Raw genomic sequence first — 25,617 nt, 5'->3', positions numbered from 1 at the left:
TTTCTTAAATACCTGTCATAATGAGCAACAATCTTGATATAGCATCCATCAGAAATGACTTCCCGATCCTGAATGAAATCGTGAACGGAAAGCAGCTGGTTTACTTCGATAATGCGGCAACAACGCAGAAACCCCGTCTGGTTTTGGATGCGCTGTCGGGTTATTATGAGCATTATAACGCCAACATTCACCGTGGAATCCATCACCTTGCAGAGAAAGCGACTTCGGCATTTGAACAATCGCGCCGTCGTTTACAGACATTTCTGAACGCACCGCTTCCTGAGGAAATTATCTTTACTTACGGAACCACAGACGGGATCAATCTCGTAGCATCCAGTTACGGCCGCACATTCCTGAAAGCCGGTGATGAGGTGATCATTTCAACCATGGAACACCATTCCAACATTGTTCCTTGGCAGATGCTTTGCGAGGAAAAGGGTTGTATTTTAAAAGTAATTCCGATCAATGATGAGGGTGAATTGTTGATGGATGAATATGAGAAACTGCTGACAGAACGGACGAAATTCGTGTCTGTCGTGCATGTTTCCAATTCGCTGGGCACCATTAATCCTGTGAAAGAGATCATTGCAAAAGCACATGCCGTTGGCGCAAAAGTGCTGCTGGACGGCGCGCAGGCGAGCTCGCATTTGCATTTGGACGTTCAGGACCTGGATTGCGACTTTTATTCATTATCCCTGCACAAAATCTACGGCCCTACAGGAATGGGGATTTTGTATGGCAAAAAAGAACTGCTGGATGCCATGCCTCCTTATCGCGGTGGTGGGGAAATGATTAAGGAAGTGACTTTTGAGAAAACAACATATAATGAACTGCCCTACAAGTTCGAAGCAGGAACGCCTAACATTGCAGACGTTGTGGCCGCGAAGTATGCATTGGATTATGTGGATACATTGGGCAAATCCAACATTGCAGCGCACGAACATAAGTTGCTGGAATATGCAACGGAGGCTGTAAAGGACATTCAAGGACTGAGGATTATCGGTCGGGCAAAAGAAAAAGTGAGTGTGCTTTCGTTTGTGATTGATGGCATTCACCACCAGGATATGGGCGTATTGCTGGATCAGCAGGGCATAGCAGTTCGCACAGGGCACCATTGCACCCAACCACTCATGCGACGCTTCAACATTACCGGAACCACCCGCGCCTCATTTGCTGTTTACAACACGACAGAAGAAATCGATCTTTTGATCCAGGGCTTGCATAAAGTGAAAAGAATGCTCGGATAATATCATTAAATTAACCTCCGAATTTTAAACCAAACCTATATACACCTATGCCAAACACAGTACAAGAAGCCAAGCGTTATCTGGATAACGCAAAAGAAATTTTAAGAGAGAAAGCGAAGAAAGAGGATGGGTTTTATCAGGACAAGAAATATGTAAAGCTTGCAGGACATGCTGCTTATACGGGTGTGCTGGTGGCTTTGGAGAGTTTACTTGGTAAAAAAACCAAAGGTCGCAAAAGTGTCGAATGGTATCAAAACGAGTTGAGCAAAGTGGACAAAAAGGCTCTTACGACATTCAACGATGCCTATGATACGCTTCACTTGGCTATGAGTTACGATGGAAATCGGTCAGCAGATGTGTCAAAAACAGGTCTCAAATTAGCGGAGACACTGATTCATTGGGTCGAGACCAGAACCGCTGCTGCATAATTTAAAAATACAATGACCATAAACGAGATACAGGACGAACTAATTTCGGATTTTGAATTGTTTGATGATTGGGAGAGTAAGTACGAGTATATTATAGATCTCGGAAAGCAGTTCCCGCCTTTAGAGGAACAATACAAGACTGAGGATAATATAATAAAGGGTTGCCAATCCCGCGTGTGGCTGAATGCTTACATGGATGGCGATTTATTAAAATTTGAAGCGGATAGTGATGCAATTATTGTTCGCGGACTGGTCAGCATGCTTGTGAAAGTCTTGTCAGGGCATACGCCGAAGGAAATTGCCAGTGCGGACCTTTATTTCATGGAACGCGTTGGACTACACCAGCATCTTGCGCAAACCCGGTCGAACGGCCTTGCGTCAATGTTGAAGCAGATGAAGGCTTATGGTGTTGCTTTCCAGGCACGCTCCTTTAATACAGCGAATTAATTCAGATCAGTAAATTTATATAAAATGTCAGAGTCAGAATTAAGGGAAGAAGTTGTTAAGGCCATTAAAACTGTGTACGATCCGGAGATTCCGGTGGATGTGTATGAGTTGGGGCTGATTTACGATTTGAAAATTTTCCCTGTCAATAATGTGTTTGTATCCATGACACTGACATCGCCGTCCTGCCCATCCGCGGGAACATTGCCAGGCGAAGTAGAACAGAAGATCCGTGAAGTGGAAGGGGTGAATGATGTGAGTCTTGAACTGACATTTGATCCACCTTATACAACAGAAATGATGTCGGAAGAAGCAAAACTTGAACTTGGGTTCATGTAGTTCCCGGCTGAGAAGAATATAATTTTATCATAAACTTTAATTTTTAGAAAATATGTATCCACCACAATTAGTGGCTCCGATGAAGGCTGAACTGGTTAATGTTGGTTTTCAGGATTTGACAACGGCTGAGGAAGTTGACAACTTTATGCAAACTACAAAAGGCACAGCTTTGGTTGTGATCAATTCGGTCTGCGGATGCGCGGCTGGCGCGGCCCGTCCGGGTGTAACAGCAGCTTTGTCACGCAGCGAGATTAAGCCTGATCATCTGGCAACCGTTTTTGCAGGAGCTGATCTGGAAGCAGTCGCTAAAATGCGCGAATATACATTGCCATATCCTCCGTCTTCACCGGCAGTAGCGCTTTTCAAAGATGGTGAATTGATCCACTTTGTTGAGCGTCATCACATTGAAGGCCGTTCGGCTGAAATGATTGCACAACATTTGCAAATGGCATTTGAAGAGTTCTGTGCGGAAGAAGCGTAGTCTTTTAAAATATGAATGAATATGCGGCTACTTTCGATTAAATTTGAAAGTAGCCGTCTCTTTTTCGAGATCTTTTTAAGCCTGATTTATATGCGCGGACATCGTTTTTCAAAATTTATTCCAGCCGAACAAGGCCCAAACAGCAAGTTTGAGCAACTGTTCGACATCTTTCAGCAGTTGTTGTTAATGACTTCCGGCGATGTTTCTGAGGCAATGTCATGGCTTAGTGAACTCGATCGCCAATATAATCTGACCAATGATTCCTATGGCATCGGCGATTTCTTCGACGGCCTGAAAAAGAAAGGTTACATCACAGAAGAGAAGCAGGAGGGTGAGAGCAAGATCATTATGACGCCAAAAGCTGAAAAAAGCATTCGTAAAAGTGCTTTGGACGAGATTTTTGGTAAGCTAAAACGCTCGAAAACAGGCGGAAACCATCACACGCCGCATATGGGCGCAGGCGATGAGCTTAGCAGCGACATTCGTCAGTTTCAGTTCGGTGACACGCTGGACCAGATCGCGATGACGGAATCCATCAAAAATGCGCAGGTTAACCATGGCATCGGCGATTTTATGCTGATGGAAAATGACCTGGAAGTGGTGGAACGTGAGCAAAAAACGACCACAGCAACCGTTGTAATGATCGATATCAGTCACTCCATGATCTTATACGGAGAAGACCGGATCACGCCTGCAAAAAAAGTAGCATTGGCACTGGCAGAGCTCATCAGAAGTAAATATCCGAAGGACTCGCTCGACATTATTGTTTTCGGTAATGACGCGTGGCAGATCCAGATCAAGGATTTGCCTTATCTGGAAGTAGGCCCTTACCATACGAACACAGTGGCAGGTTTGGAGCTAGCTATGGACATTCTGCGCCGAAAAAAAACGCGTAATAAGCAGATTTTCATGATCACGGATGGTAAGCCAACCTGTCTGAAAGAAGGGATCCGTTATTACAAAAATAGCTTCGGCCTCGATCGCAAGATCATTAGCAAAACGCTGACCCTGGCAGCACAATGCAGAAGGCTGGACATTCCCGTGACGACATTCATGATCGCGACGGATCCCTACCTGAAACAATTTGTACAGAATTTCACCCAAGTGAATAACGGGCGTGCCTATTACAGCAACCTGCAAGGCCTGGGCGGATTTGTGCTGGAAGACTTTCAGCGTAATCGCAGAAAAAACGTTAAGTAATGCTTACTTTTTGCCGGCAGAAATCATGTTGGCAAAAAGTCTGTATGCTCCCGTAACGCCAGCTGGCAGTTCCCGGAAAAAGGACAAACCCGTATAAATGTAATGTCCTTTGCCATATTGGGCATATAGCACACTGCCTTCCTTTAAAGTCTCATCCTTATCATTGGCTGAAAACAAGGCCTGGTAATTCTGTTTGTCCCAGGTTTGTGCAAAATATAAGCCGCGTTCCTGGATCCAGCCGTCGAAATCTTTTTCAGTAATTTTGTTCGGATAATTTAGTAAAGGATGCTCAGGCAGTAAAAAACGCATTTCTGCATCTTCCTCAGCAACCCTGTCGCGGCCCAGCTCAATGTCATAGGGCCCGATTTGCTTCACTTTTTGTCCGCCCGGAATGGTGTATTGAACGACCATTGTGCCACCATTTTTTACATAATCCATGAGCTTGGACTGATAATTGGCCAGATAATTCTCTGTATTATAAGCTCGGACACCAACAACAATGGCATCATAAATTGCCAGATCTTTCGCCAGGCCAGCTTCATTTAGCATGGTAACCTGGCAATCCATTTGTCGCAAGGCAGTTGGCACATCGTCCCCTGCTCCCGCAATGTAGCCAATGTTTTTAACGGTCGTTTTTACATCAATTTTCGCCAGTTTTGCTTCGGAAGCGGGAAAAATGGTTTGGCTTGGAATGTGCTGATACGCAATGGTTTTAACGGATTTGTCAAACATCTGACCATCCACAGTTGCAATGGCTTTCAGTTTGGCTTCCTGGTTATTTGCTGGTGGCGTAATGGTGAATGAGAAATATTGCTGCTGATATTTTCCTTTCAGGTCAAAGCCCGCCGACTCGGGGACGGATTTCCAGCCAGCAGGAATTTCGGGCTTAACCGAACCTTTCACACCTTTACGCTGCGCTTCTACGATAACCGTAACCGTTTTAGGTTCCAATGAAGGAAAGATGAAAACAGGTTCCGTAATGGTGGTTGTCACGGCAGGACGAATTTCAAACGGCCGGTAAATTTCGCCTTCGGCAGGATCTGTGTATTTGAAAACCCAAGGTTTTACAAACGTAAACCGCTGCCCGTCGATTTCAAAAACGAACTCGGTAACTGTTTTCGGGCGATTTTCAGGGAAGCCGATGTCCTGCTGTTTTTCAATCTGGAAAACACCTTTGTCGATTGGTTTTTCAAGCCAATAAGGCTGGCTGATTGGCAAATCTGCCGGTAATTTGCTTTTCGCCTTGTATACATCCAGCTGATTCGGCGGAATGGCGACCGTGCTAATCGGCTTTGAAAATTGGCCAAGCCAGCGCAGTGAAACCAATTTTACCAGATAATCGGATCTTTTTACAAGCGTAATGTTCACATCAACAGAGTCTCCCGGGACCGCGGAAAAATCAGTTGGGTTGCTTTCAAACCATAATCCGGCGCATTGCGCGATCAGCTCGCGAATTTCATCTTTCTTTGTTTTGACATAAATATTTGCTGAATCAAGTTTATTAATTTCGGTGTTGATTTTTAGTAAATCAGGAATTGAGGCCGACGCCTTTTCAGCTTTGAAATTTTTAATCACATTCGTAACCAAAGCTTGCACCTTTTCACCGCCTTTCACCCGTTTCCAAGTCAAATCAACATCATCAAAAAGAGTCTCTCTTGCTGGAACGCCGGCAGTATGAAGTAAGTAATCGAGCCGGGAACCGCGTTGCGGAGCACTTCCAAATCCCTGGCTCTTATGCTGACTGCGACTTTCAGCCGCGATTTCTGTATAAGATTTACCCAAAACAGCATTATAACCGCCGATTTCTATGGGAATAAAAGGCGTTTTTTCCTCAGTTGGTTTATTATTGGTAAAGCCAGGCGTGTAAGTGTTCCAAACCAGCCTCTTTGCTTGCCATGGTTTCACAAATTTCAGTTGATCTGGATAGGATTTCGGATCAGCAGCGAGACTGAAACCTTGTTCCGCAAGGAATGCGGAAGTTTGGTGGTGACCATGTCCAGCGCGGGGATCGGGTGGGAAACGGGTAATGATGACGTCGGGCTGGAACTTGCGGATCATCCAGATCACATCGCCCAGCACTTTGTCCTTATCCCAAAAATTCAGTGTTTCTTCGCGTGTTTTGGAAAAGCCAAAGTCATAAGCCCGTGAAAAAAACTGCTGTGCGCCATCAATCCGCCGTGCAGCAAGCAGCTCCTGCGTCCTGATAATGCCAATGTTATAACCCTGTTCCGCACCGATCAGGTTTTGCCCGCCGTCGCCTCGTGTTAATGATAAATAGCCTGTCCTAACCAGCTGATCTTTTGATAAATAAGAGAGCATTAATGTGTTCTCGTCATCCGGGTGCGCAGCGATATAAAGCACCGAACCCAATACATTCAGTTTCTTAATGTTCTGAAAAATTTCACTCGATGACTGCGAAGGAACCTGTGCGGAAATGTGGAAAGCAATTAATAAAAAGAGGATGGTAAGAACTCGCTGCATATGGGGATTAGGTTTTAAACTTGTGCAAATCAAATGGTCCAGGCCAGTAAGTAGTCTTCAAATGCGTCATAATGCACTTTGACAGACCTGTTTACATTTTCCTTTTGAATACAAACCTCAATTGTTCCATTTTGGTTGCTCTGAAAAGGATTTGTAATGATATGTTTTTTCAGGTCTAAATCCGCATCGCCTGCGTATTTAAATACAGCTTCCTTAGCACACCAGATCAAATGAAGTAGGACGTTGTCATTCAGATTCGTCCACTGCATTTCGGCATCGTTCAGGAAATAATTGGCGCCTGTGGAAATTGAGGGTTTCATCTGCTGCAAATCCACACCCACAGGCTTGCCATCATGCACATATACGCTGGCATATTCGCCGGAATGAGACATGGAAAGCTGCTTAACGCTATCCTTTATGTGGGGTTTGCGGTTTTCGTCATACATAATGACGGGCTGCAAGTCGGACATTTCCTGCAACAGCATGCGGCAGGCAAGCCATTCCTGCCTTCTTCGGTCGGTTTTTTTATCTTTCAGTGCCACCAACTCTGTTTCGGGCAGGGTAACCATTTCTTTCAGATCCTGCCAGCTTTCCGACATGTGCCATAAGCCTAACGTTGAATCATCCGAGATGCTTTTTATATAACAGATGGGCATTTATTGTTAATTTTGATATTCAATCCGGGTACAACTACTGCATTTGCCCGTCTTTCCTGATTATGTGGCCTAAAAACAAAATTACAAGGAACGTCCTGAAAACTTTTGGCATATTCCTGCTGATCGTGGGTGTTTTGTTCGGGCTTTTTATCTGGCGCATTCGGGTTCCTGCGCCCAAACTTGAAAGTACAAAAACTACCGAAAGTTACAAGCGCGTAAAAGTGGGCGAGGACCATTATACGGTCGGAAATTGCTGGCTTAAAAAGAATAAGCAAGGGATCTGGGAAATGTATCTGGAAGGGAAGCCTTACGAGCGCGGGCTCATTTACGGGATCCTTGCAAAGGAATTAATGGAGAAGCAGGAAGTCCATTTCGTAAACCAGATCAAGGAAATGATTCCCAGCAGCGTGTTTTTGCAGGTGCTGAAAGGATTTGTCGGCTGGTTTAACCGGGACATTTACAAATATATTCCCCAAGAAAACCAGCAGGAAATTTACGGCGTTTCCCAATCTTTTTCGGAGCAGTTCAATTACATCGGCCCCAAATATTATCGCATTCTTAATTACCACGCCGCACACGACATCGGCCATGCGCTTACCGATCTGAATATGGTAGGCTGCACGTCTTTTGCGGTCAATAACGCATTGACAAAGGATTCGACATTGCTGATCGCCCGCAATTTCGATTTTTACATGGGTGACGCTTTTGCAGAGGACAAGCTCATCGTCTTCATGAACCCGGATAAGGGTTACAAATTCGCTTCCTACGCCTGGGCGGGGCTTACAGGTGTGGTTTCGGGAATGAATGAAAAAGGCATAACGGTTACATTAAATGCCTCAAAATCAGACATTCCGCTTGCGGCGAAGGAGCCAATTTCTATTTTGGCCAGGGAAATTTTGCAATATGCTGGCACCATTGAAGAAGCCAGGAAAATCGCGCAGCGGAGCGAAACATTCGTTTCCGAATCCTTACTGATCGGTTCCGCGGCCGATGATAATGCGGCTATTATTGAAAAATCGCCGCAGAAAATGGATGTTTTTGAATCGGGAAAGGATTATCTGGTTTGCGCCAATCATTACCAGGGTAAATCGTTTATTGCTGATTCTGTGAACATTAACAACATCAAGGATACAGATTCCAAGTCGCGTTTTGATCGCATGAATGAGCTGATGAACCGGTCTTACCCGCTGGATGTGGACAAGGCCGCCGCTATTTTACGCGATCAAAAGGGTGTTAATGATAAATTTGTAGGTTATGGCAATTCAAAAACACTGAACCAGCTCATCGCGCATCATGGAATTCTTTTCAAGCCGGAAAAAAGGGAAATGTGGATTTCAACGCCGCCTTACCAGTTGGGGGAGTTTATTTATTACAATTTAAATGATGTTTTCTCGCGCAACGGAACATTTAAACCCGTGGATTCACTCAAAATTCGGTCAGATCCTTTCCTGGCTTCCAATGATTACAAGAAGTTCGAGGCGTTCAAGGCTACCAAGCAAAAGATCAGTAAATATGTAATGCTGGGTGTCCCTTTCGAGCTCTCGCGCGAAGAAGAGGTTGCTTTTGTGGCCAATAACCCGGAAAGTTATCTCACCTATTTGTTTTTAGGGGATTATTTCAAAAAGAGTAAAAATTCAAAGAAAGCGATCAGCTATTACCGGGAAGCCTTAAAACACGATGTGGCTTCTCTCAAAGAAAGGATTGTGATCAAAGACAAAATTACCGAAAGCCAAAAAGTCTCCTTTCTGATTTTTAGTTATAAACCTGATTCCAATGACCTTTAATATGATCCGCGAAACGCAGGAGCAAAAAATGAAACACTTGCTGGCGTATGTTTCGGCACATTCTCCTTATTACCAGAAGGTGTTTCGGAAACACGGCGTGGATGTGGACAGCATTGTTTCAATTGCTGATCTGGCAAAGCTGCCTTTCACCACGAAGGACGATCTGGCTGCGGCCAATGATGATTTTTTGTGTGTTCCAAAAAGCCGGATCGCGGATTATGTAACGACTTCGGGCACATTAAGCGATCCGGTGGCATTTTATCTTACAGACTCGGACATTGAAAGGCTTGCCGAAAATGAATCCGAATCGTTTCGCTGCGCCGACGGGAGCGAGCATGACATTTACCAGCTCATGACCACCATTGACAAGCGGTTTATGGCCGGGCTCGCTTACTGGATGGGCGCCCGAAAGCTGGGTGCCGGAATGATCCGGGTAGGGCCGGGCGCACCGTTTTTGCAATGGGAATCGATCCAGCGTTTTTCGCCTACCGTTATCATCGCCATCCCCTCATTCATTCCCCGGCTCATCGATTATGCCATTGCCAATAACATCGATTTCGCCTCTTCCAGCATTAAATCGGTCATATGCATCGGTGAACCGATCCGGAATCCGGATTTTACCTATAATGAACTCGGTAAGCGGATCACTTCTCAGTGGGATGTGAAACTTTACTCCACTTATGCGTCAACGGAAATGGGCGCGGCTTTCACTGAATGCAGCGAGGGCAGAGGCGGACATTTGAATGAAGATCTGCTGATCCTGGAAGTGGTTGATGAGCAAGATATTGTGGTTAAAGAGGGTGGGCTTGGAGAGATTGTCATTTCAACATTAGGCGTTGAAGGAATGCCGCTCCTGCGTTACCGGACAGGCGATTTATGTCATGTGCATTACGAGAGTTGTGCTTGCGGGCGCACTAGCCCGCGCGTAGGGCCCGTAGTGGGTAGAAAGCAGCAAATGATCAAATTCAAAGGGACGACCATTTTTCCACCTGCCATTTTTGATGTCCTGGATATGGTGCCCGAAATCGACCTTTATCAGGTTGTCGTTGCCAAAAATGAGTATGGAAATGATGACATTTCTATCCAGTTGCCGGATCATCTGGACACTGCCTTTTTTCGCGAGAAATTACATTCACTGTTCAAATCCAGGCTTCGGGTGACGCCGTCATTTGCGTTCATAACCGCTCACGAACTCAACCTCAGAATATACAAACAGGAGAAACGCAAACCTGAAAAATTGATCTATATTTGACGCCTCTATTACCATATAAAATAAAATTACAAACATGAAAAAGACCATTTACGCAGCAGTTATTGCCATTGTTGCGATCGGAGCAACAGATACATTTGCTCAGAGAGTCGAGCTGAAAAGCGGAGACATTGCCGTATTATCAGGCCAGAAAACAGTGAACGTTGAATACGATTATTCCGAATTCGGGGTTGGGAAATTTGCAACTGAGAAAGAATATCTGGACAAGAAATCTGCTGAATACAATGCGAAGGAAGCAGGCAAAGGGGACGCCTGGAAAAAGGCCTGGGTCGATGACCGGAAAAACCGATTCGAACCCAAATTCGAAGAACTTTTCAACAAAGGAATGGCTGACAAAGGGCTGCAAGCCGTTCAGTCTCGTCCGGATGCAACTTACACATTGATCGTTCGCACCAAATTCGTTGAGCCCGGCTTTAATGTAGGGGTAATGCGTAAAAATGCCTATGTGGATTACGAAGTGGATCTGGTTGAATCTGCGAATAAGTCTGCAAAAGTTGCTCAACTGAATATGCGCAATGTTCCCGGCGGCCAGTTTGGCGGCTTCGACTTCGACACCGGCGTCCGGATTGCGGAATCTTACGCAAAAGCAGGAAAATCACTGGCTGCATTTTTAGATAAAAAGCTTTGATAACAATTTATAGTCACAATTTTAACGTCCTTATGTTATGAAAAAGTTGTTACTACTTGCATTCGTTCTCATTCATGCTGGCTTTGCAAAAACCTATAAGGTTTAAAAAATTGACAGAATTGCCTATTTTTAAAGTCCATTACCGATACCATAGCATATTTTTGTAAGCTGTGATTTGTTCGCCAGATTGGGGAGCGCTTCACAGCTTACTGTTTAACTGATAACCCATAAACGTGCGGATTTTACCTCTCATTTTCCTGGCGCTCATTACATTATCATTGTCAGGATGCGGAAAAATGCTATACCGGTCGGCTGCAAAAGCATTCAATACAGGAATCAAAGAGTCGCCGTATGATGCTGTCATCGTTCCCGGATTTCCGCACAATGGCGAGAAATGGGATATGATCCTGCAAATGCGTATCCACTGGGCACATTACCTTTATTCAAAAGGATACGCCAAAAACATCATCTTCTCAGGCTCTGCAGTTGCGACGCCTTATGTCGAAAGTAAGGTGATGGCCAATTACGCACACGCACTAGGCGTACCCCGCGAAAATATTTTTACCGAGGAAAAAGCCGAGCACAGCACGGAAAACGTATACTATTCATATCGCCTTGGAAAAGACCTGGGTTTTACGAAACTTGCACTCGCTACCGACCCGATCCAGACGAGCTACATGCGTAAATTCATCAAGCGTTTCGACCTGCCGATCGGGCTTTTGCCGACTGTCATCGATACGTTAAAGGTGATGAACCTGTACGAGCCCAAAGTAGACAACACACTGGCTATGCGGGAAGGCTTTGTGAAGCTGTCGGAAAGGGAAAATTTTTTCCAGCGGTTCAGGGGCACCATGGGCAGATACATTGTCTGGCATGAGGAAGACCTTAAAAAGAAAAAGCACAGAAGAAAGTTCAAAGACAGAATGATACCCGCCTCTTCGGCCAAAAATGAACCATAAAAGCGTATAATGAAAAAAGAATTGTCGGCAATTGACGCCAAGTATGAAGCACAAAAAATAGCATTTGGTCCCATGTATTTTCAAGCGGTCGTTGCGCTTCGGGAATTGGGCATTTTGCAGTTTATCAGCAACAATCGGAAGGGTGTCAGCATTGAGACGATTATTGAAAAAACCGGTGTGTCGGAGTATAGTGTTACTTTGCTGCTAGAAGCCGCTGAGGTTCTCGGGGTTGTGGAAGTGGAAGACGACATTATTAAAATTTCCAAGATCGGTTTCTTCCTCCTAAAAGACGAAATGACGCGGGTCAACATCAATTTCATGAATGATGTTTGCTATCTAGGCGCAAAAAATATGACTGAAAGCTTCAAGAATGGCAAACCTGCGGGGCTGAAAGTGCTGGGCGACTGGCCCACCATTTACGAGGGACTTTCTGTATTACCGGAGCCAGCCAAAACTTCCTGGTTCGAATTTGACCATTATTATTCGGACAATGCATTTCCCGAAGCGTTAAAAATTGTGTTCAGGAACAGTCCCAAATTGGTTTTCGACGTAGGCGGAAACACAGGTAAATGGTCATTTGCCTGCTGCAAGCACGATCCGAATGTCAGGTTGAAAATACTTGACCTTCCGGTTCAGCTGAAAGTGGCACAGGCCAATGCAACGGAGCGGAATTTACTGGACCGCATTAGTTTTCACCCGATTGACCTCCTGGACCGCTCGCAGGAAATTCCGAAAGGTGCTGATGTGATCTGGATGAGTCAGTTTCTGGATTGCTTTTCAAAAGAGCAGATCGTTCAGATCCTCGAAAATGCTTGCAACGCAGCTTCCGAAAACACGACGCTTTACATCCTGGAACCGTTTTTCGACAATCAGAATTTCCCGGCTGCTCATCATAGCCTGGTGGCTACATCGCTCTATTTCACCATTATGGCGAATGGAAACAGCAAAATGTATCGTGTTGAAGTAATGAAGGATCTGGCCCGTCAGGCAGGGTTCGAAATCGTGGAAACCTATCCGTTGATCGGCGATAGCTATCATACTATTTTGGAATGCAGAAAACGGGCTTAGGAACATCTGGGTCTGATCATTTGTTTCAGCAATAGTCTACGATTAGTTACATGAAAAGATCCCTAATTATCATTCTTGTCAGCCTTACACTCCTGACCGCCTTCCGGTTTATTCAGTCAGAGAAAAAGGAATTTTATAAAGCTTTGTCGAGTGGGGAAGAATCCGCTATCGATCAGGCACTTGCGAATCTCGAAAAGGAAAAACCAGCTTCCCGGATCAACGCCTATAAAGGCGCATTGACAATGAAAAAGGCTGGGTTTCAGAAAAGTGTAAAGGTGAAAGTCAAAACTTTCAAAAAAGGCGCTTATATGCTGGAAGATGAGATTAAAAGCAATCCGGCCAATACAGAATACCGGTTTCTGCGACTAACCGTTCAGGAACATGCACCTAAGGTTTTGAAATACAATAAGCAGCTTGACGAAGACAAGCAGGCAGTGATAGGGGGTTATGGCAAGCTGGATAATGATTTGAAAGCGATCGTTTACAATTATGCCAAGGATTCCAAAGTGTTGAAAGAGAGTGAATTAAAGTGAGAATTCAGGTAAACAGGAATTGTTGATCAATGGCAAAAATACTAGTCGTAAACTACTCGCAAACCGGACAGTTGAATGAAATCATCGACCAGTTTTTAGCTCCATTCGATCCAAACAGCATAGAAAGGCACCAGATTTTCCCGGTTACACCTTACGTTTTTCCCTGGACTACAGAAGAATTTTTTGATAAGATGCCGGAATGTGTTGAGGAAGACACCATTCCTCTAAGATCAATTGCATACACAGCCGAGCGGTACGATCTGATCGTGCTAGGTTACCAGCCTTGGTTTTTATCGCCTTCCCCGCCCATTACATCCCTGCTTGAAGACCCTACTTTCCAGTCTATCCTGCGCGGTACGCCCGTTGTGACCGTCATAGGAGGAAGAAATATGTGGCTCAATTCTCAGGAAAGCGTTAAAAAGTTAATTAAGAATGCAGGCGGCCAGCTGGTAGGCAACATTCCACTGATGGACCGGACGTCGAATCTGATCAGCGCATTTACCATTTTACATTGGATGCTAACCGGACGAAAAGACCGGAAATGGAATATTTTTCCACTTCCCGGCGTTAGTGAGCAGGATATCCGAAGCGCATCGCAATTTGGCGCTATTGTGAATAACGCAGCAGCAAAATCAGATTACGGCAATCTCCAGAACGAGATTCTGGCAACAGGTTTGATCGCGATCCCGACAGACATTCTTTTTATTGAACAACGTGCCAAAAAACTTTTCAGGATCTGGGCAAAGCTGATCAAAACAAAAGGAACGACTCCTGCTAAGCGGAAAAGACTTGTGAGCTTTTTCAAGTATTATCTGCTGATCGCCTTGTTTATGGTCGCTCCCGTGATCCTTTTCGTATATAATTTGCTGATCGTGCCTTTTACGGGAAATGCGATTAAGAAGAAAAAACAATACTTTTGTGGTGTAGAAACCAAATAATAATGTCAGACGCATATATTACCAGAATTGCCAAGTTTTTGCCGAATGAGCCCGTTTCCAATGATGAAATGGAAGCATATTTAGGATATATAAATGGAAAGCCTTCCAAATCAAAAGCACTTGTTTTACGTAATAACGGCATAAAAAACAGATATTATGCGCTGCTAAAAGACGGCACAACGACGCATACCAATGCGGAAATGGCGGCGTTGGCGGTAACAAAACTTTTTGAAAAAAATACATCGGAAATAAAGGACGTAGACCTGATTAGTTGTGCTACGTCGAGCCCGGACCAACTGATGCCCTCACACGGTTCCATGGTGCACGGCTACTTGAAAGACACCGGCCCTGTGGAGGTTGTGTCGCCTTCGGGCGTTTGCTGCGCGGGGATGCACGCTTTCAAATATGCCTACATGTCAGTAAAACTGGGCGAAAAGCAAAAAGCGGTGGCCTGTGCTTCCGAAAGACTTTCTCCCGTTTTGCGTGCGGATCAGTTTGAGGATGAAGTGCAGCAGCTTCTGAAACTTGAAAAAAATCCTTATCTGGCATTCGAAAAAGATTTTCTACGCTGGATGCTATCGGATGGCGCCGGCGCTTTCCTTGTTGAATCCGAGCCCAACACGTCCGGCATATCGTTGAAAATTGATTGGATAGAAGGCTGCTCTTATGCCAATGAGGAGGAGGCATGCATGTATATGGGCGCTGACAAGCAGGAGGATGGCACGCTTAAAAGCTATAAAGATTTTAAAAGTGAGCAGGTCCTGGAACAGTCTGTGTTCAGTATCAAGCAGGATGTGAAACTTTTAGGAGAAAAAATTGTTAAATTGGGTTTTGCCAAATTAAAGGATATCCTCGACAAACGGGGGATCAGCATGGATGAAGTGAGCTATTTCCTGCCGCACTTGTCCAGCTACTTTTTTGAAAACAAAATTGAAGACTTCTGTAACGAGAACGGCATGCCGATTTCAAAGGAAAAGTGGTATACCAACCTAGTTACCAAGGGCAATGTAGGTTCGGCTTCGATTTATATGATGCTTGAAGAAGTTTTTTACAGCGGAGCACTGAAAAAGGGCGAAAAAATACTTTTGGCAGTTCCTGAAAGCTCCCGCTTCTCTTATATGTTCTGTATGTTGACCGTTTGCTGATCTAAATTCTGATCCATGAAAAAGGAAGACCTTCCACAAGACCCGGGCGCGCTGGACAAATTTACCAGGGAAGTATGTTACGTCAAAAATCAGGACGGAAAATACGAAACCGCATTGAGCAGAGGTTGGGAGGTTAAAAAACAGGCCCTGGATAGCGCATGGGACGATGTGAACGAACGGATAGCAGACGCCAGAAAAGCCGTAGCAAACGGAGAGAAAAGTCCGATCTACTACTATATGGAGCTCCGGTTAATGGATCTGTCGGTTCTGTCGGGTTACACAGGGTTTTTTCCTTTTTTTATCAAAAGACATTTAAAACCATCTATTTTTAAAGGATTAAGCGACCGGAAGCTGGAAAAATATGCCAGTGCATTTGATGTTACATTGCAGGAATTGAAAAATTTTAAAGGTTGATCCAGTGAATATTGATAGCCATACGGATGAGTTCCGCCACGTTCAGACCGCACATTGTGAGAATGGGGTTACCACGGCATTGTTGCGTTATCACGGTCTGGATTTCATGACCGAGCCGCTGGCCTTTGGAATGGGTTCGGGGCTTTTTTACATTCAGATTCCTTTCCTTACTGTCAATAACGGCCCTGCGATTTCTTTCAGGACCATGCCGGGGGCTATTTTTAAGCGGACTTGCAATTCACTGAATGTGGATGTGACCCGGAAAAAATTCTCAAATGTGGCCTCAGCGGAAGCGTTCCTGGACAAAAAAGTGCTGGAAGGTGTTCCAGTGGCCTGCCAGGTCGGCGTTTTTCACCTTACTTATTTTCCAAAAGAATACCGGTTCCATTTCAATGCCCATAACCTGATCGTTTTCGGGCAGGAAGACAATAATTATCTTATCAGCGATCCGGTAATGGAGGATGTGACCACATTATCCAAGTCGGATCTGACGCGTGTTCGTTTCGCGCAAGGCCCTTTGGCCCCGAAAGGACACATATACTATCCTGAACGGGTGAAACCGGTGACCGATGATATGATCCGTAAAGGAATTGTCAAAGGAATCCGTCGAAATGTGCGTGATATGCTCAAAATTCCAGGCAGTTTTGCCGGCGTGGACGGCATCAGGCACACAGCGGGGCATATTCGCAAGTGGCGCGATAAGCTTGGGCTGAAAAAAGCCAGCTTGTATCTGGGACAAATTGTTCGGATGCAGGAAGAGATCGGCACAGGCGGAGGCGGTTTTCGGTTCCTATACGGGGCATTTCTGGAAGAGGCGTCCGCTTACATGCAGGATGATCGCTTGTCCGCTGTTTCTGAGGACTTTACCAAAGCAGGCGACATGTGGCGCGCGAGTGCGATCAAAATGGCGGGCGTTTACAAAGGCCGGTTGACGGAACAAAAAGATTTTGATGAAATAGCCGATATGCTGGTTGATATCAGATTGGTAGAGAAAGAAGCGTTTCAGAAACTGTCGCGCATGAGTCTTGGTAAATGAGCACTACGATATGACCGAACCGGTTAGCATTGAAATACAAAACGTTTCTAAAAAATACAAAACCGCCCAGGAAAACAGCCTCACCGACGTCTCCCTGAACATTGCTACGTCTGACATTTTTGGTTTGCTGGGCCCTAACGGTGCTGGCAAGACAACATTAATCTCGATCCTCTGCGGCATAATCCCGCCATCTTCGGGAACGGTTCATTTTTACCATCAAAATCAACCCATATTCGGACAGGAACGAAAAAGCCACATAGGGTTTGTTCCACAGGAATATGCTTTCTATCAGGAACTTACGCCGCGGCAAAACCTGGATTACTTCGGCGCCATGTACAACCTGGGCAAAGAAGAGCTTGAAGCGCGTCAGGAAGATTTGCTGGAAATTTTGGGATTGGCCCGGTTTGCGGATAAAAAAGTCGGGTCGTTTTCAGGCGGGATGAAACGCCGGGTTAACCTCGCGATCGGCATGATTCATAAACCTGATATCCTTTTCCTGGACGAACCCACCGTAGGGGTCGACGTGCAAAGCCGCAATGCGATCATCCGCTATTTGCAGGAAATAAATAAGGCCGGTACGACCATCATCTACACTTCCCATCACATGTCCGAAGCAGAGGAATTCTGCAAGCACATTGCACTCATTGACCATGGTAGGGTTATTGCTAAAGGTGACCTGACGGATCTGAGGAAAACGCATGATGCTCCCAATCTGCAATCTTTATTCATCAAACTGACAGGGGAGGAGTACAGGGATTAATATGTTCAAGGTTTTTTCATCATTACGTAAAGAATATCTGCTGCTGATCAACGACAAGGTCGGCCTGGCGCTGATGTTTCTGATGCCGCTGCTGCTGGTATTTATCATTACCATTATTCAGGACAGCGCGTATAAAATGGTGAATGAGAACCAGATCCCGCTGCTCGTAGTCAATCACGACGCGGGTAAGGAAGGGGATAAGCTTGTTGACCTTCTCAGAAAGTCCGGCCTTTTTAAAATAGACTCGCAGGATGCGGTTGCTGAAAAGTCGTTGAAATCGGAATTATTATCGCGAGGAAAATTAATTGGCTTATACATTCCAAAAGCATTCTCTTCGGGTTTGGAAAGCAATGCAGCCGATGTGAGTAACATTCTAATGGACGATCTGGGGCTGGAACGCGATTCAGTTAACACGAAGAAGGTGTCAATGCCGACGCTTTCCTTCTATAATGACCCGGTTTTACAGGAAAATTACAGCTTTTCGGTCATGGGCATTATTCAATCCTACATGAGTGTTATTGAAAATTCGCTGATGATCGACCGGATGTACACAACGATGGACCTGAGTGGACAATCGGAAGAGTTGAAAAAGAAAATGATCTCCAACCGGGTCAGGATCAACCAGATCGTGGCTAGCAACAATAACTCGACGGCCATTCCCAACTCTACACAGCATAATGTGCCTGCCTGGACGATTTTTGCCATGTTTTTTATGGTCGTCTCGCTGGGCAGCAACATTGTAAAAGAGCGCATTAACGGCAGTTTTCTGCGACTGAAAACCATGCCTACGACATTTATGCTGGTGATGTTTAGTAAAATGGCCATTTACGTGCTGGTAGCAGTGGTGCAGGTAGCATTGACATTTTCCATGGGAATATGGATCCTTCCCGAGCTCGGACTTCCGAAACTGACTATTCCTACTAACCTCTTTGCATTCGCCTGCGTGATCCTGATCAGCAGCATGGCCGCCGTGAGTTATGCATTAATGATCGGCGCCTATGCCCGGACCGAGCAACAGGCAAATGGTTTCGGAGCAATTTCCATCATTATTTTCGGGGCCATAGGCGGAATCCTGGTGCCGACATTCGTTATGCCCGGTTTTATGCAATTTGCCAGCAACTTTTCACCACTACACTGGTGCCTGGAAGGTTTCTACATTCTTTTCCTCAAAGGCGGAAGCTGGCAGGAGCTGAAAAACGTCTTCGCCTTTTTAGGGATATTTATTCTGCTTTGTCAACTTGCCACTTATTTTAAGCTTAGGATGGAAAGAATTATTTAAGTTTGAATTCAGAAAAGAAATTATGGACATAGAAAGTTTAAAACCCGTCATTAAAAGTCAGATCGTACAATATTTGAATTTACTTGACATCAATCCGCAGGACATTAAAGATGACGAACCCCTTTTTGGCGGCGACCTGGGCCTGGATTCAATTGATTCGCTGGAACTGGTTGTGCTTCTGGAAAGAGAGTACGGGATCAAAATCACCAATCCTGCCGAGGGAAGAAAGATCCTTGTGGATGTAAATCACATGGCTGAGTATATTTTAGCAAATACAAAAACGGCCTGATATGAAAAAGGTGTTGGTAACCGGAATGGGCATTATATCAGCCATTGGTGAAAACCTTTCGGAGAACCACGCCAATTTGCGCCAGGGAAAAACGGGCATAACCGCCGCAGCCCACTTTGATTCCCGCTATGCCGCATTGCTTCCTTTCGGTGAAATTGCATGCAGCAACGAACGGCTGAGAGAACTGCTCGGTTTGCAGGATCGCGCAGGTTACACGCGCACCGATTTGCTTGCTACCAAGGCATTCGACGAGGCAATTAAAGACGCTAATCTTTCCGCAGACCAGCTTTCATCTTTTGATACAGCATTCATCTCCGCAACAACCGTCGGCGGAATGTGCCTCACCGATCAGCTCTATGAAGATGCTAATCTGAAAACGAGCGGATCGGAATATCTGGAATCATACAATTGCGCAGCGCACACCATTACATTACTCGAAAAGTATAACATCAGAGGGTTTTCCGACACCATTAACACAGCCTGTTCGTCATCTGCCAATGCGATTTTAATGGGGGCGCGACTGATCCGGTCCGGACGGGCAAAAAGGGTTATCGTCGGCGGCGTGGATAGCCTTGCCAAATACACGGTTAATGGTTTCAATTCACTTAAAATCTTATCCGCTTCCGCATGTAAGCCATTCGATGAAAACCGGGATGGGCTTAATCTGGGAGAAGCGGCGGCTTATCTTGTCCTGGAAGCGGAGGACGTTGTTGGTGATAAACGGGTTTATGCGGAAGTCGCCGGATATGGCAATGCAAATGATGCGCATCACCCATCGGCCATGTCTGATGAAGCCATAGGCGCCATGCTCTCCATGCGGGAAGCCATCGAATCCGCAGGGATTAGCTTCAATCGCATCGACTACATTAATGCCCATGGAACGGGGACGCCCAACAATGATGAAGTTGAGCTAACCGGAATGACGAAGTTATTCGAAGAAATTCCGCCTTTTAATTCCACCAAATCTTACACGGGGCATACATTAGGAGCGGCTGGTGCGGTTGAGGCGATTTTTAGCATCTTAAGCATCGTCCACGATGAGATATTTCCAAGTTTACATGTAAAAACCGCCATGAGCTCGCACAAGGCGCAACCGGTTGCTGCATTAATTCAGGATAAAAAAGTGGCTTATGTGCTCTCCAATTCGTTTGGCTTCGGAGGGAATTGCACTTCCCTTGTTTTTGGAAGCGTAAATTAGGCGTCCTAGGATTGCATGAGCTCTTTCAGGATCTTTTGTGCAGCAATTGAAATGATGGTTCCGGGCCCGAAAATGCCTTTAACACCCGCATCGTACAGAAACTGATAATCCTGCGCCGGAATAACGCCACCCGCAATCACCATAATGTCTTCCCGACCAATGTTTTTCAGCTCGGCGATGAGTTCTGGGATAAGCGTTTTGTGGCCTGCCGCCAGGCTCGATGCACCGATCACATGGACATCATTTTCTGCTGCTTGTTTCGCGACTTCCTGTGGCGTCTGGAAGAGTGGGCCAATGTCCACGTCAAAGCCGAGGTCGGCGAAGCTCGTTGCGATCACTTTGGCGCCGCGGTCATGACCGTCCTGGCCCATCTTCGCAACCAATATCCGTGCGCGCCGGCCATCCATTTCTGCAAACTGATCAGACAATTCGAGCGCCGCCCGGAAATTTTCGTCATCCGAAGCTTCTGCCTGATAAACACCCGAAACAGACCGGATGGTTGATTTATAACGTCCGAATTCCTTTTCCATCGCATCAGAAATTTCCCCCAATGTAGCCCTTTTGCGCGCCGCCTCGACGGCCAGTGCCAACAAATTTACAGACATGTCCTTGCCGCCCTTTTGCTTGCAGGCTTCCGTGATAGCATTCAGCGCCAATGCAACTGCCAGCGAATCGCGTTCCTCTCTTATTTTATTCAAAGAGGCGATCTGCGACAGCCGAACTGCCTGGTTATCAATCTGTAAAATGTCAAATGTGTCCTTGCTTTCTGTTTTAAATTTATTGACCCCTACAATAATATCCTTGGCCGAATCAATGCGTGCCTGCTTTTTTGCCGCCGCTTCTTCGATCCGCATCTTTGGTAGTCCGGTTTCTATGGCTTTGGTCATGCCGCCGAGTTTTTCCACTTCCTCAATCAACTGCCATGCTTTTTCTGCGAGCTCTTTTGTCAGGTATTCCACATAATAGGAACCGCCCCATGGATCCACGGCCTTGCAAAGATCCGTTTCATGCTGAATAAAAAGCTGCGTGTTGCGCGCAATGCGGGCAGAGAAGTCGGTGGGAAGCGCCATGGCTTCGTCGAGCGAGTTGGTATGCAGCGATTGCGTGTGCCCCATGACGGCGGCCATGGCCTCAATGGTTGTCCGGGTAACATTGTTATAGGGATCCTGCTCGGTAAGGCTGTAACCACTCGTTTGGCAGTGTGTCCTTAATGCCAGCGATTTTTCGTTTTTGGGATTAAATTGATTTACAATTTTTGACCAAAGCAGCCGCCCCGCACGCATCTTGGCGATTTCCATGAAATGATTCATTCCTATGCCCCAGAAAAATGACAGCCTGGGTGCAAAATCATCAATCGCGATGCCCGCTTTCAGCCCGGTCCTGATGTATTCCAATCCATCTGCAAGCGTATATGCGAGTTCAATGTGCGCGGGTGCACCCGCTTCATGCATGTGATAACCGCTGATGCTGATGGAATTAAACTTTGGCATGAACCGGGAAGTATAGGCAAAAATATCGCCCACGATCCGCATGGAAGGTGCTGGTGGATAAATGTAGGTGTTCCGAACCATGAACTCCTTCAAAATGTCGTTCTGAATGGTTCCTGACAATAACTCCGGCTTAATACCCTGTTCTTCTGCGGCCAGTATAAAAAAAGCCATGACCGGAATAACAGCGCCATTCATGGTCATGGAAACGGACATCTGGTCCAACGGGATTTGGTCAAAAAGCATTTTCATGTCCTCCACCGTATCAATCGCAACGCCCGCTTTGCCCACATCGCCGGTGACACGCGGATGATCCGAGTCATATCCTCGATGCGTTGCGAGATCGAATGCAACGGAAAGGCCTTTCTGGCCAGCAGCCAGGTTGCGCTTATAAAATGCATTGGAATCCGAAGCAGTCGAAAAACCGGCATATTGACGGATTGTCCACGGTCGTTCCAGATACATGCTCGCATAAGGCCCACGCACGAATGGCGGAATTCCGGCTTCGAATGCTAAATGGTCGGCGTCTTCAAGATCATTTTGGCTATAAATGCTTTTTAATCTGATCCCTTCCGAGGTAAACACAGGTTTGCCAGCCCGTTCCTCTGGCTGAGCGGATTCGTTATGATGGGTCGTTTGAATGTTCCTGAAATCCGGTTTCATGGCTTTGATGCGGTTAACACGGATGCTTGAAAACCTCCTGATTCTTCCATTTCCAAAAACAATTTCCAAGCCTTGTCGGCCATATCCAGCGACATTTTTTCGAGCATGTATGAGCCCGCTGCCGGATCTGCAACATAGGCCAATGCACTTTCGTGGGCAAGAACGGAGGATACATTGCGCGCGATCCGTGCGGAAAAGTCACTTTGCTTGTTGGCTGATTCATCGTATGGCCTCACTGTCAGTGCATTGCATCCACCCATTACTGCGCTCATGGCCTCGGAGGCAGAGCGGATCATATTGGTGTAAGGCTCGGATGCGGCATCATTGAATATTGAGGTTCGTGCTTGTATGAATGGCGTGCAAAGTTCAGCAGGCAGTTGATAGGCGTTTGCAATTTTTCGTAGTGAAAACCGGAATGCTCTTAATTTGGCGATTTCCGAAAGGAAGTTGGTGCCGATTGAAATGGCGAAAAGGGCGCGGTTGAAGGCTGTTAATGGTGAAATCCCTTTGTCTGTAAGCAGATCCAGGTAATTGACGGTGGCCGAAATCAGCATGGCCAGTTCCTGCACTGGTGTTTCGACATTGTTGTGAAATAAATGACCCTCAACCATATATGCCCGAAATTCGCGCATGTTCCGGCTTTGGTTCAAAACAGAAACAATAGCGTCAATGCTGTTACCAATTGATTTTCCCGTGCGCATTTGGTGGGCGACCGGGTCGAATGCGATGCCGCCTTTGAGATAATAACCAGCGTTTTTGGATATTTCCTTGAAAACGTCCGCAGCATTTTCCTGTGTTTGAAAATAAATAGCGGTGTCGCTTAACCGGATTCCGTGAAGCAATTTCGGGAATTCACAATGTGCTATGCTGGCATTTTCAAGGTCGAGCATAATCGCATCCGCGCCGTTTTCCAGGGCATGTTTCATCGCTGTATTGGTTGCGCGCGGTTCGGAGAATTTCACCATAGGCAAGTTTTGCCAGCCTGGTGTTTTTTTCTGACAAGCCTGCATAGACGCCATTTTTTCAGGAGCAATTTCCGATCGCGTCACATAAGGTTCCAAATGCAGATCAGCCCCGATTGTCCAATCAGATAGTGTTTTAAGCCTTCCTTTCAATTCTTTGTCAGCCCGTTGTTCCCAGGCTTTGTTATCGGAAGGGCTGAATTCTGAGAAGTTAAGGACAGCCATTTCTTGACAGATAAGGTGGAAGTGAGCGATTTTTGCTTGCTAACAAAGCTACAAATTTGAAGTTACTTTTTCAGTTGTCGAGACAAACCATCCCTTCGGCAGATCAGGGACATGAAGTCATGCGATTTTATTTTGTGGGTTTGCAGATAGCCCGCCCAGGTATTAAATTGAACCTTGGTTTTAATCTGCAGAGATCAGGTATTTTTATATCTTTGCCGTCCTTTTAAATTTCGATATTCTGAATTCCTCAACTTATACATTGGAAAGAGTTAGCACACATAGAGAAGTAGACCAGATCTGGGATGCCTGCCTGAGAGTGATTCAGCAGCATATTCCGGATCAAAGTTTTAAGACGTGGTTTGAACCGATACGGCCCTTAAAACTTTATGGTAAGGTGCTTACGATTCAGGTTCCAAGCCAGTTTTTCTATGAATGGCTGGAAGATAATTATGTCAATCTTTTAAGGAAAGCACTGGATTACGCGATCGGAAGAGATGGTTTGTTGGAGTATTCCATTATCGTAGACAAAGGCAATGATAAGCATCAGCCGCTTACAATGAACGTTTCCACGCCCAAGTCCCCGAATTCTTCGAAGCCGGATAATTTCGTAACGGACCCAAGGCTGGGATCCAATCACCGGGATAAGGACCAGGATTCCATGAACCTGGACACTTACCTGAATCCGAATTATTCGTTTGATAATTTTATTGAAGGCGATTGCAACCGTCTGGCGCGGTCCGCGGGATTTGCCGTGGCACAGCGGCCAGGACTCACGTCATTTAATCCGCTGATGATGTACGGCGGGGTAGGGCTGGGCAAAACGCACCTTGTGCAAGCCATTGGAAATTACATTATGAACCACTTTGACAACAAGCTGGTGTTGTATGTGTCTTCCGAAAAATTTACCAATCAGTTTATTAATTCCATCAAAAACAACACATTACAGGATTTCACCGATTTTTACATGAAGGTGGATGTGCTGGCGATTGATGACGTTCAGTTTTTGTCGGGAAAAGAAAAAACGCAGGATACATTCTTCCATATATTTAATCATCTGCACCAGCTTGGCAAGCAGATCATTATGACCAGTGACCGGCCGCCGCGCGAGCTGCAAGGCTTGCAGGACAGGTTGTTGTCCCGTTTCAAATGGGGACTAACGGCAGATTTGCAAACGCCTGATTTTGAGACGCGTATCGCTATTATTCAAAAGAAGATCCAGTCAGAAGGCATTTCGATCGATTATGATGTGATCGAATACATTGCGCACAGTGTTAATTCCAATGTGCGTGAACTGGAAGGTGTGATCGTTTCCCTGATGGCCCAGGCTTCGCTTACACGCAGGGAAATAGACGTGGAGCTGGCCAAAAATACATTGCGGAACATTGTAATGAACGAGGATAAAGAGGTGACCATTGATACAATTCAAGAGGTGATCGCTGACTTTTTCCAGGTTACCATTGCGGATCTGAAAAGCAAAAGCAGGAAAAAAGAAGTCGTTTACCCACGTCAATTAGCCATGTTCCTAGCCAAAGAATATACAGATCTGCCTTTGAAATCAATTGGTTATCATTTTGGGGGCCGCGACCATAGCACGGTAATTCACTCTATTCAAAGCATTAACCTGCTGATGGGCGAAACCCCAGACGTGGAAGAAACGCTGCAAAAATTACGCAGTTACTTTAAATAACAAATGGCGTCTAAAG

Annotated in this window: 25 protein-coding genes; 21 read left to right on the top strand and 4 right to left on the bottom strand. The window is 45.7% G+C overall.

Annotated features, from left to right (window positions below; all coding sequences use genetic code 11):
- The first annotated feature begins 20 nt into the window (after positions 1-20).
- The 6 genes from G395_RS0119535 to G395_RS0119510 all read left to right on the top strand — a co-directional run bounded on the left by G395_RS0119535 (position 21) and on the right by G395_RS0119510 (position 4,139).
- The gene (locus tag G395_RS0119535; RefSeq protein ID WP_026631610.1) at positions 21-1,247 is read left to right on the top strand and encodes a cysteine desulfurase; all 1,227 of its coding nucleotides are present in this window, start codon (positions 21-23) and stop codon (positions 1,245-1,247) included.
- A gap of 47 nt (positions 1,248-1,294) precedes the next feature.
- Positions 1,295-1,675 carry a DUF5618 family protein gene (locus G395_RS0119530; RefSeq protein WP_026631609.1) on the top strand — a complete coding sequence of 127 codons (381 nt, stop codon included), beginning with the start codon at positions 1,295-1,297 and terminating at the stop codon, positions 1,673-1,675.
- A gap of 12 nt (positions 1,676-1,687) precedes the next feature.
- On the top strand, positions 1,688-2,122 hold the full coding sequence (locus G395_RS0119525) for a SufE family protein (protein ID WP_026631608.1): 435 nt from the start codon (positions 1,688-1,690) through the stop codon (positions 2,120-2,122).
- 24 nt (positions 2,123-2,146) lie between these two features.
- On the top strand, positions 2,147-2,458 hold the full coding sequence (locus tag G395_RS0119520; protein WP_026631607.1) for an SUF system Fe-S cluster assembly protein: 312 nt from the start codon (positions 2,147-2,149) through the stop codon (positions 2,456-2,458).
- A gap of 52 nt (positions 2,459-2,510) precedes the next feature.
- Positions 2,511-2,939, top strand: a complete 429-nt coding sequence (locus G395_RS0119515) for a BrxA/BrxB family bacilliredoxin (RefSeq protein ID WP_026631606.1) — start codon at positions 2,511-2,513, stop codon at positions 2,937-2,939.
- A gap of 90 nt (positions 2,940-3,029) precedes the next feature.
- A complete protein-coding gene (locus tag G395_RS0119510) occupies positions 3,030-4,139 on the top strand; it encodes a vWA domain-containing protein (RefSeq protein WP_026631605.1) in 1,110 nt (369 codons plus the stop codon).
- Between the two features lie 3 nt (positions 4,140-4,142).
- Here the strand turns inward: G395_RS0119510 and G395_RS0119505 are convergent, their stop codons facing one another.
- Entirely contained in the window at positions 4,143-6,620 is a 2,478-nt protein-coding gene (locus tag G395_RS0119505) for a PIG-L family deacetylase (RefSeq protein WP_026631604.1), read from the bottom strand.
- Between the two features lie 29 nt (positions 6,621-6,649).
- Positions 6,650-7,276, bottom strand: a complete 627-nt coding sequence (locus tag G395_RS0119500; protein ID WP_026631603.1) for a 4'-phosphopantetheinyl transferase family protein — start codon at positions 7,274-7,276, stop codon at positions 6,650-6,652.
- A gap of 62 nt (positions 7,277-7,338) precedes the next feature.
- Between G395_RS0119500 and G395_RS29815 the strand changes: the two genes are divergently transcribed.
- The 14 genes from G395_RS29815 to G395_RS0119430 all read left to right on the top strand — a co-directional run bounded on the left by G395_RS29815 (position 7,339) and on the right by G395_RS0119430 (position 20,577).
- Positions 7,339-9,060, top strand: a complete 1,722-nt coding sequence (locus tag G395_RS29815; RefSeq protein ID WP_051350264.1) for a C45 family autoproteolytic acyltransferase/hydrolase — start codon at positions 7,339-7,341, stop codon at positions 9,058-9,060.
- Positions 9,050-10,312, top strand: coding sequence for a flexirubin biosynthesis putative acyl-CoA ligase FlxY (flxY, locus tag G395_RS0119490; protein ID WP_035361804.1), 1,263 nt, complete (start codon positions 9,050-9,052; stop codon positions 10,310-10,312). The genes G395_RS29815 and flxY overlap by 11 nt, the downstream gene beginning before the upstream one ends.
- 34 nt (positions 10,313-10,346) lie before the next feature.
- Positions 10,347-10,958 (top strand): hypothetical protein, encoded by a 612-nt coding sequence (locus G395_RS0119485; protein ID WP_026631601.1) that lies wholly within the window; start codon positions 10,347-10,349, stop codon positions 10,956-10,958.
- 233 nt (positions 10,959-11,191) lie between these two features.
- Positions 11,192-11,917 (top strand): YdcF family protein, encoded by a 726-nt coding sequence (locus G395_RS0119480; RefSeq protein WP_026631600.1) that lies wholly within the window; start codon positions 11,192-11,194, stop codon positions 11,915-11,917.
- Positions 11,918-11,926: 9 nt separating this feature from the next.
- On the top strand, positions 11,927-12,985 hold the full coding sequence (locus G395_RS0119475) for a methyltransferase (protein ID WP_026631599.1): 1,059 nt from the start codon (positions 11,927-11,929) through the stop codon (positions 12,983-12,985).
- Positions 12,986-13,035: 50 nt separating this feature from the next.
- Positions 13,036-13,518: a hypothetical protein gene (locus G395_RS0119470; RefSeq protein ID WP_026631598.1), complete on the top strand. Its 483-nt coding sequence runs from the start codon at positions 13,036-13,038 to the stop codon at positions 13,516-13,518.
- Positions 13,519-13,547: 29 nt separating this feature from the next.
- Complete coding sequence (locus tag G395_RS0119465) at positions 13,548-14,456, top strand: hypothetical protein (protein WP_026631597.1); 909 nt, start codon at positions 13,548-13,550, stop codon at positions 14,454-14,456.
- Between the two features lie 2 nt (positions 14,457-14,458).
- The gene (darB, locus tag G395_RS0119460; protein ID WP_026631596.1) at positions 14,459-15,601 is read left to right on the top strand and encodes a dialkylresorcinol biosynthesis protein DarB; all 1,143 of its coding nucleotides are present in this window, start codon (positions 14,459-14,461) and stop codon (positions 15,599-15,601) included.
- Positions 15,602-15,616: 15 nt separating this feature from the next.
- Entirely contained in the window at positions 15,617-16,015 is a 399-nt protein-coding gene (DarG, locus tag G395_RS0119455; RefSeq protein WP_026631595.1) for a flexirubin biosynthesis protein DarG, read from the top strand.
- Between the two features lie 4 nt (positions 16,016-16,019).
- Positions 16,020-17,051 (top strand): BtrH-related acyltransferase DarH, encoded by a 1,032-nt coding sequence (gene darH / locus G395_RS0119450; protein ID WP_026631594.1) that lies wholly within the window; start codon positions 16,020-16,022, stop codon positions 17,049-17,051.
- A 10-nt stretch (positions 17,052-17,061) separates the two neighbouring features.
- A complete protein-coding gene (locus G395_RS0119445; protein ID WP_026631593.1) occupies positions 17,062-17,811 on the top strand; it encodes an ABC transporter ATP-binding protein in 750 nt (249 codons plus the stop codon).
- Position 17,812: 1 nt separating this feature from the next.
- The gene (locus G395_RS0119440; RefSeq protein ID WP_026631592.1) at positions 17,813-19,090 is read left to right on the top strand and encodes an ABC transporter permease; all 1,278 of its coding nucleotides are present in this window, start codon (positions 17,813-17,815) and stop codon (positions 19,088-19,090) included.
- 22 nt (positions 19,091-19,112) lie between these two features.
- Positions 19,113-19,379, top strand: coding sequence for a phosphopantetheine-binding protein (locus G395_RS0119435; RefSeq protein WP_026631591.1), 267 nt, complete (start codon positions 19,113-19,115; stop codon positions 19,377-19,379).
- Position 19,380: 1 nt separating this feature from the next.
- Positions 19,381-20,577, top strand: a complete 1,197-nt coding sequence (locus tag G395_RS0119430; protein ID WP_026631590.1) for a beta-ketoacyl-[acyl-carrier-protein] synthase family protein — start codon at positions 19,381-19,383, stop codon at positions 20,575-20,577.
- 5 nt (positions 20,578-20,582) lie between these two features.
- On the opposite strand, the gene scpA is transcribed toward G395_RS0119430, so the two are convergent.
- The gene (gene scpA / locus G395_RS0119425; protein WP_026631589.1) at positions 20,583-22,727 is read right to left on the bottom strand and encodes a methylmalonyl-CoA mutase; all 2,145 of its coding nucleotides are present in this window, start codon (positions 22,725-22,727) and stop codon (positions 20,583-20,585) included.
- On the bottom strand, positions 22,724-23,914 hold the full coding sequence (locus G395_RS0119420) for a methylmalonyl-CoA mutase family protein (RefSeq protein WP_026631588.1): 1,191 nt from the start codon (positions 23,912-23,914) through the stop codon (positions 22,724-22,726). The genes scpA and G395_RS0119420 overlap by 4 nt, the downstream gene beginning before the upstream one ends.
- A 259-nt stretch (positions 23,915-24,173) precedes the next feature.
- Here G395_RS0119420 and dnaA point away from each other — a divergent pair, with 259 nt between their 5' ends.
- On the top strand, positions 24,174-25,601 hold the full coding sequence (gene dnaA / locus G395_RS0119415; protein WP_026631587.1) for a chromosomal replication initiator protein DnaA: 1,428 nt from the start codon (positions 24,174-24,176) through the stop codon (positions 25,599-25,601).
- Positions 25,602-25,617 lie beyond the last annotated feature (16 nt).

It is taken from the genome of Dyadobacter alkalitolerans DSM 23607, assembly GCF_000428845.1.
Classification (GTDB): domain Bacteria; phylum Bacteroidota; class Bacteroidia; order Cytophagales; family Spirosomataceae; genus Dyadobacter; species Dyadobacter alkalitolerans.
The sequence above is the reverse complement of the archived record's forward strand: the minus strand, read 5'-3'. Positions and strand labels throughout refer to the sequence as shown.

What these genes read in the sequence shown, in the direction of transcription:
- G395_RS0119535 (WP_026631610.1), top strand. Translation starts at nt 21, where the DNA reads ATGAGCAACAATCTTGATATAGCATCCATCAGAAATGACTTCCCGATC.
- G395_RS0119530 (WP_026631609.1), top strand. Translation starts at nt 1,295, where the DNA reads ATGCCAAACACAGTACAAGAAGCCAAGCGTTATCTGGATAACGCAAAA.
- G395_RS0119525 (WP_026631608.1), top strand. Translation starts at nt 1,688, where the DNA reads ATGACCATAAACGAGATACAGGACGAACTAATTTCGGATTTTGAATTG.
- G395_RS0119520 (WP_026631607.1), top strand. Translation starts at nt 2,147, where the DNA reads ATGTCAGAGTCAGAATTAAGGGAAGAAGTTGTTAAGGCCATTAAAACT.
- G395_RS0119515 (WP_026631606.1), top strand. Translation starts at nt 2,511, where the DNA reads ATGTATCCACCACAATTAGTGGCTCCGATGAAGGCTGAACTGGTTAAT.
- G395_RS0119510 (WP_026631605.1), top strand. Translation starts at nt 3,030, where the DNA reads ATGCGCGGACATCGTTTTTCAAAATTTATTCCAGCCGAACAAGGCCCA.
- G395_RS0119505 (WP_026631604.1), bottom strand. Translation starts at nt 6,620, where the DNA reads ATGCAGCGAGTTCTTACCATCCTCTTTTTATTAATTGCTTTCCACATT.
- G395_RS0119500 (WP_026631603.1), bottom strand. Translation starts at nt 7,276, where the DNA reads ATGCCCATCTGTTATATAAAAAGCATCTCGGATGATTCAACGTTAGGC.
- G395_RS29815 (WP_051350264.1), top strand. Translation starts at nt 7,339, where the DNA reads ATGTGGCCTAAAAACAAAATTACAAGGAACGTCCTGAAAACTTTTGGC.
- flxY (WP_035361804.1), top strand. Translation starts at nt 9,050, where the DNA reads ATGACCTTTAATATGATCCGCGAAACGCAGGAGCAAAAAATGAAACAC.
- G395_RS0119485 (WP_026631601.1), top strand. Translation starts at nt 10,347, where the DNA reads ATGAAAAAGACCATTTACGCAGCAGTTATTGCCATTGTTGCGATCGGA.
- G395_RS0119475 (WP_026631599.1), top strand. Translation starts at nt 11,927, where the DNA reads ATGAAAAAAGAATTGTCGGCAATTGACGCCAAGTATGAAGCACAAAAA.
- G395_RS0119470 (WP_026631598.1), top strand. Translation starts at nt 13,036, where the DNA reads ATGAAAAGATCCCTAATTATCATTCTTGTCAGCCTTACACTCCTGACC.
- G395_RS0119465 (WP_026631597.1), top strand. Translation starts at nt 13,548, where the DNA reads ATGGCAAAAATACTAGTCGTAAACTACTCGCAAACCGGACAGTTGAAT.
- darB (WP_026631596.1), top strand. Translation starts at nt 14,459, where the DNA reads ATGTCAGACGCATATATTACCAGAATTGCCAAGTTTTTGCCGAATGAG.
- DarG (WP_026631595.1), top strand. Translation starts at nt 15,617, where the DNA reads ATGAAAAAGGAAGACCTTCCACAAGACCCGGGCGCGCTGGACAAATTT.
- G395_RS0119445 (WP_026631593.1), top strand. Translation starts at nt 17,062, where the DNA reads ATGACCGAACCGGTTAGCATTGAAATACAAAACGTTTCTAAAAAATAC.
- G395_RS0119440 (WP_026631592.1), top strand. Translation starts at nt 17,813, where the DNA reads ATGTTCAAGGTTTTTTCATCATTACGTAAAGAATATCTGCTGCTGATC.
- G395_RS0119435 (WP_026631591.1), top strand. Translation starts at nt 19,113, where the DNA reads ATGGACATAGAAAGTTTAAAACCCGTCATTAAAAGTCAGATCGTACAA.
- G395_RS0119430 (WP_026631590.1), top strand. Translation starts at nt 19,381, where the DNA reads ATGAAAAAGGTGTTGGTAACCGGAATGGGCATTATATCAGCCATTGGT.
- scpA (WP_026631589.1), bottom strand. Translation starts at nt 22,727, where the DNA reads ATGAAACCGGATTTCAGGAACATTCAAACGACCCATCATAACGAATCC.
- G395_RS0119420 (WP_026631588.1), bottom strand. Translation starts at nt 23,914, where the DNA reads ATGGCTGTCCTTAACTTCTCAGAATTCAGCCCTTCCGATAACAAAGCC.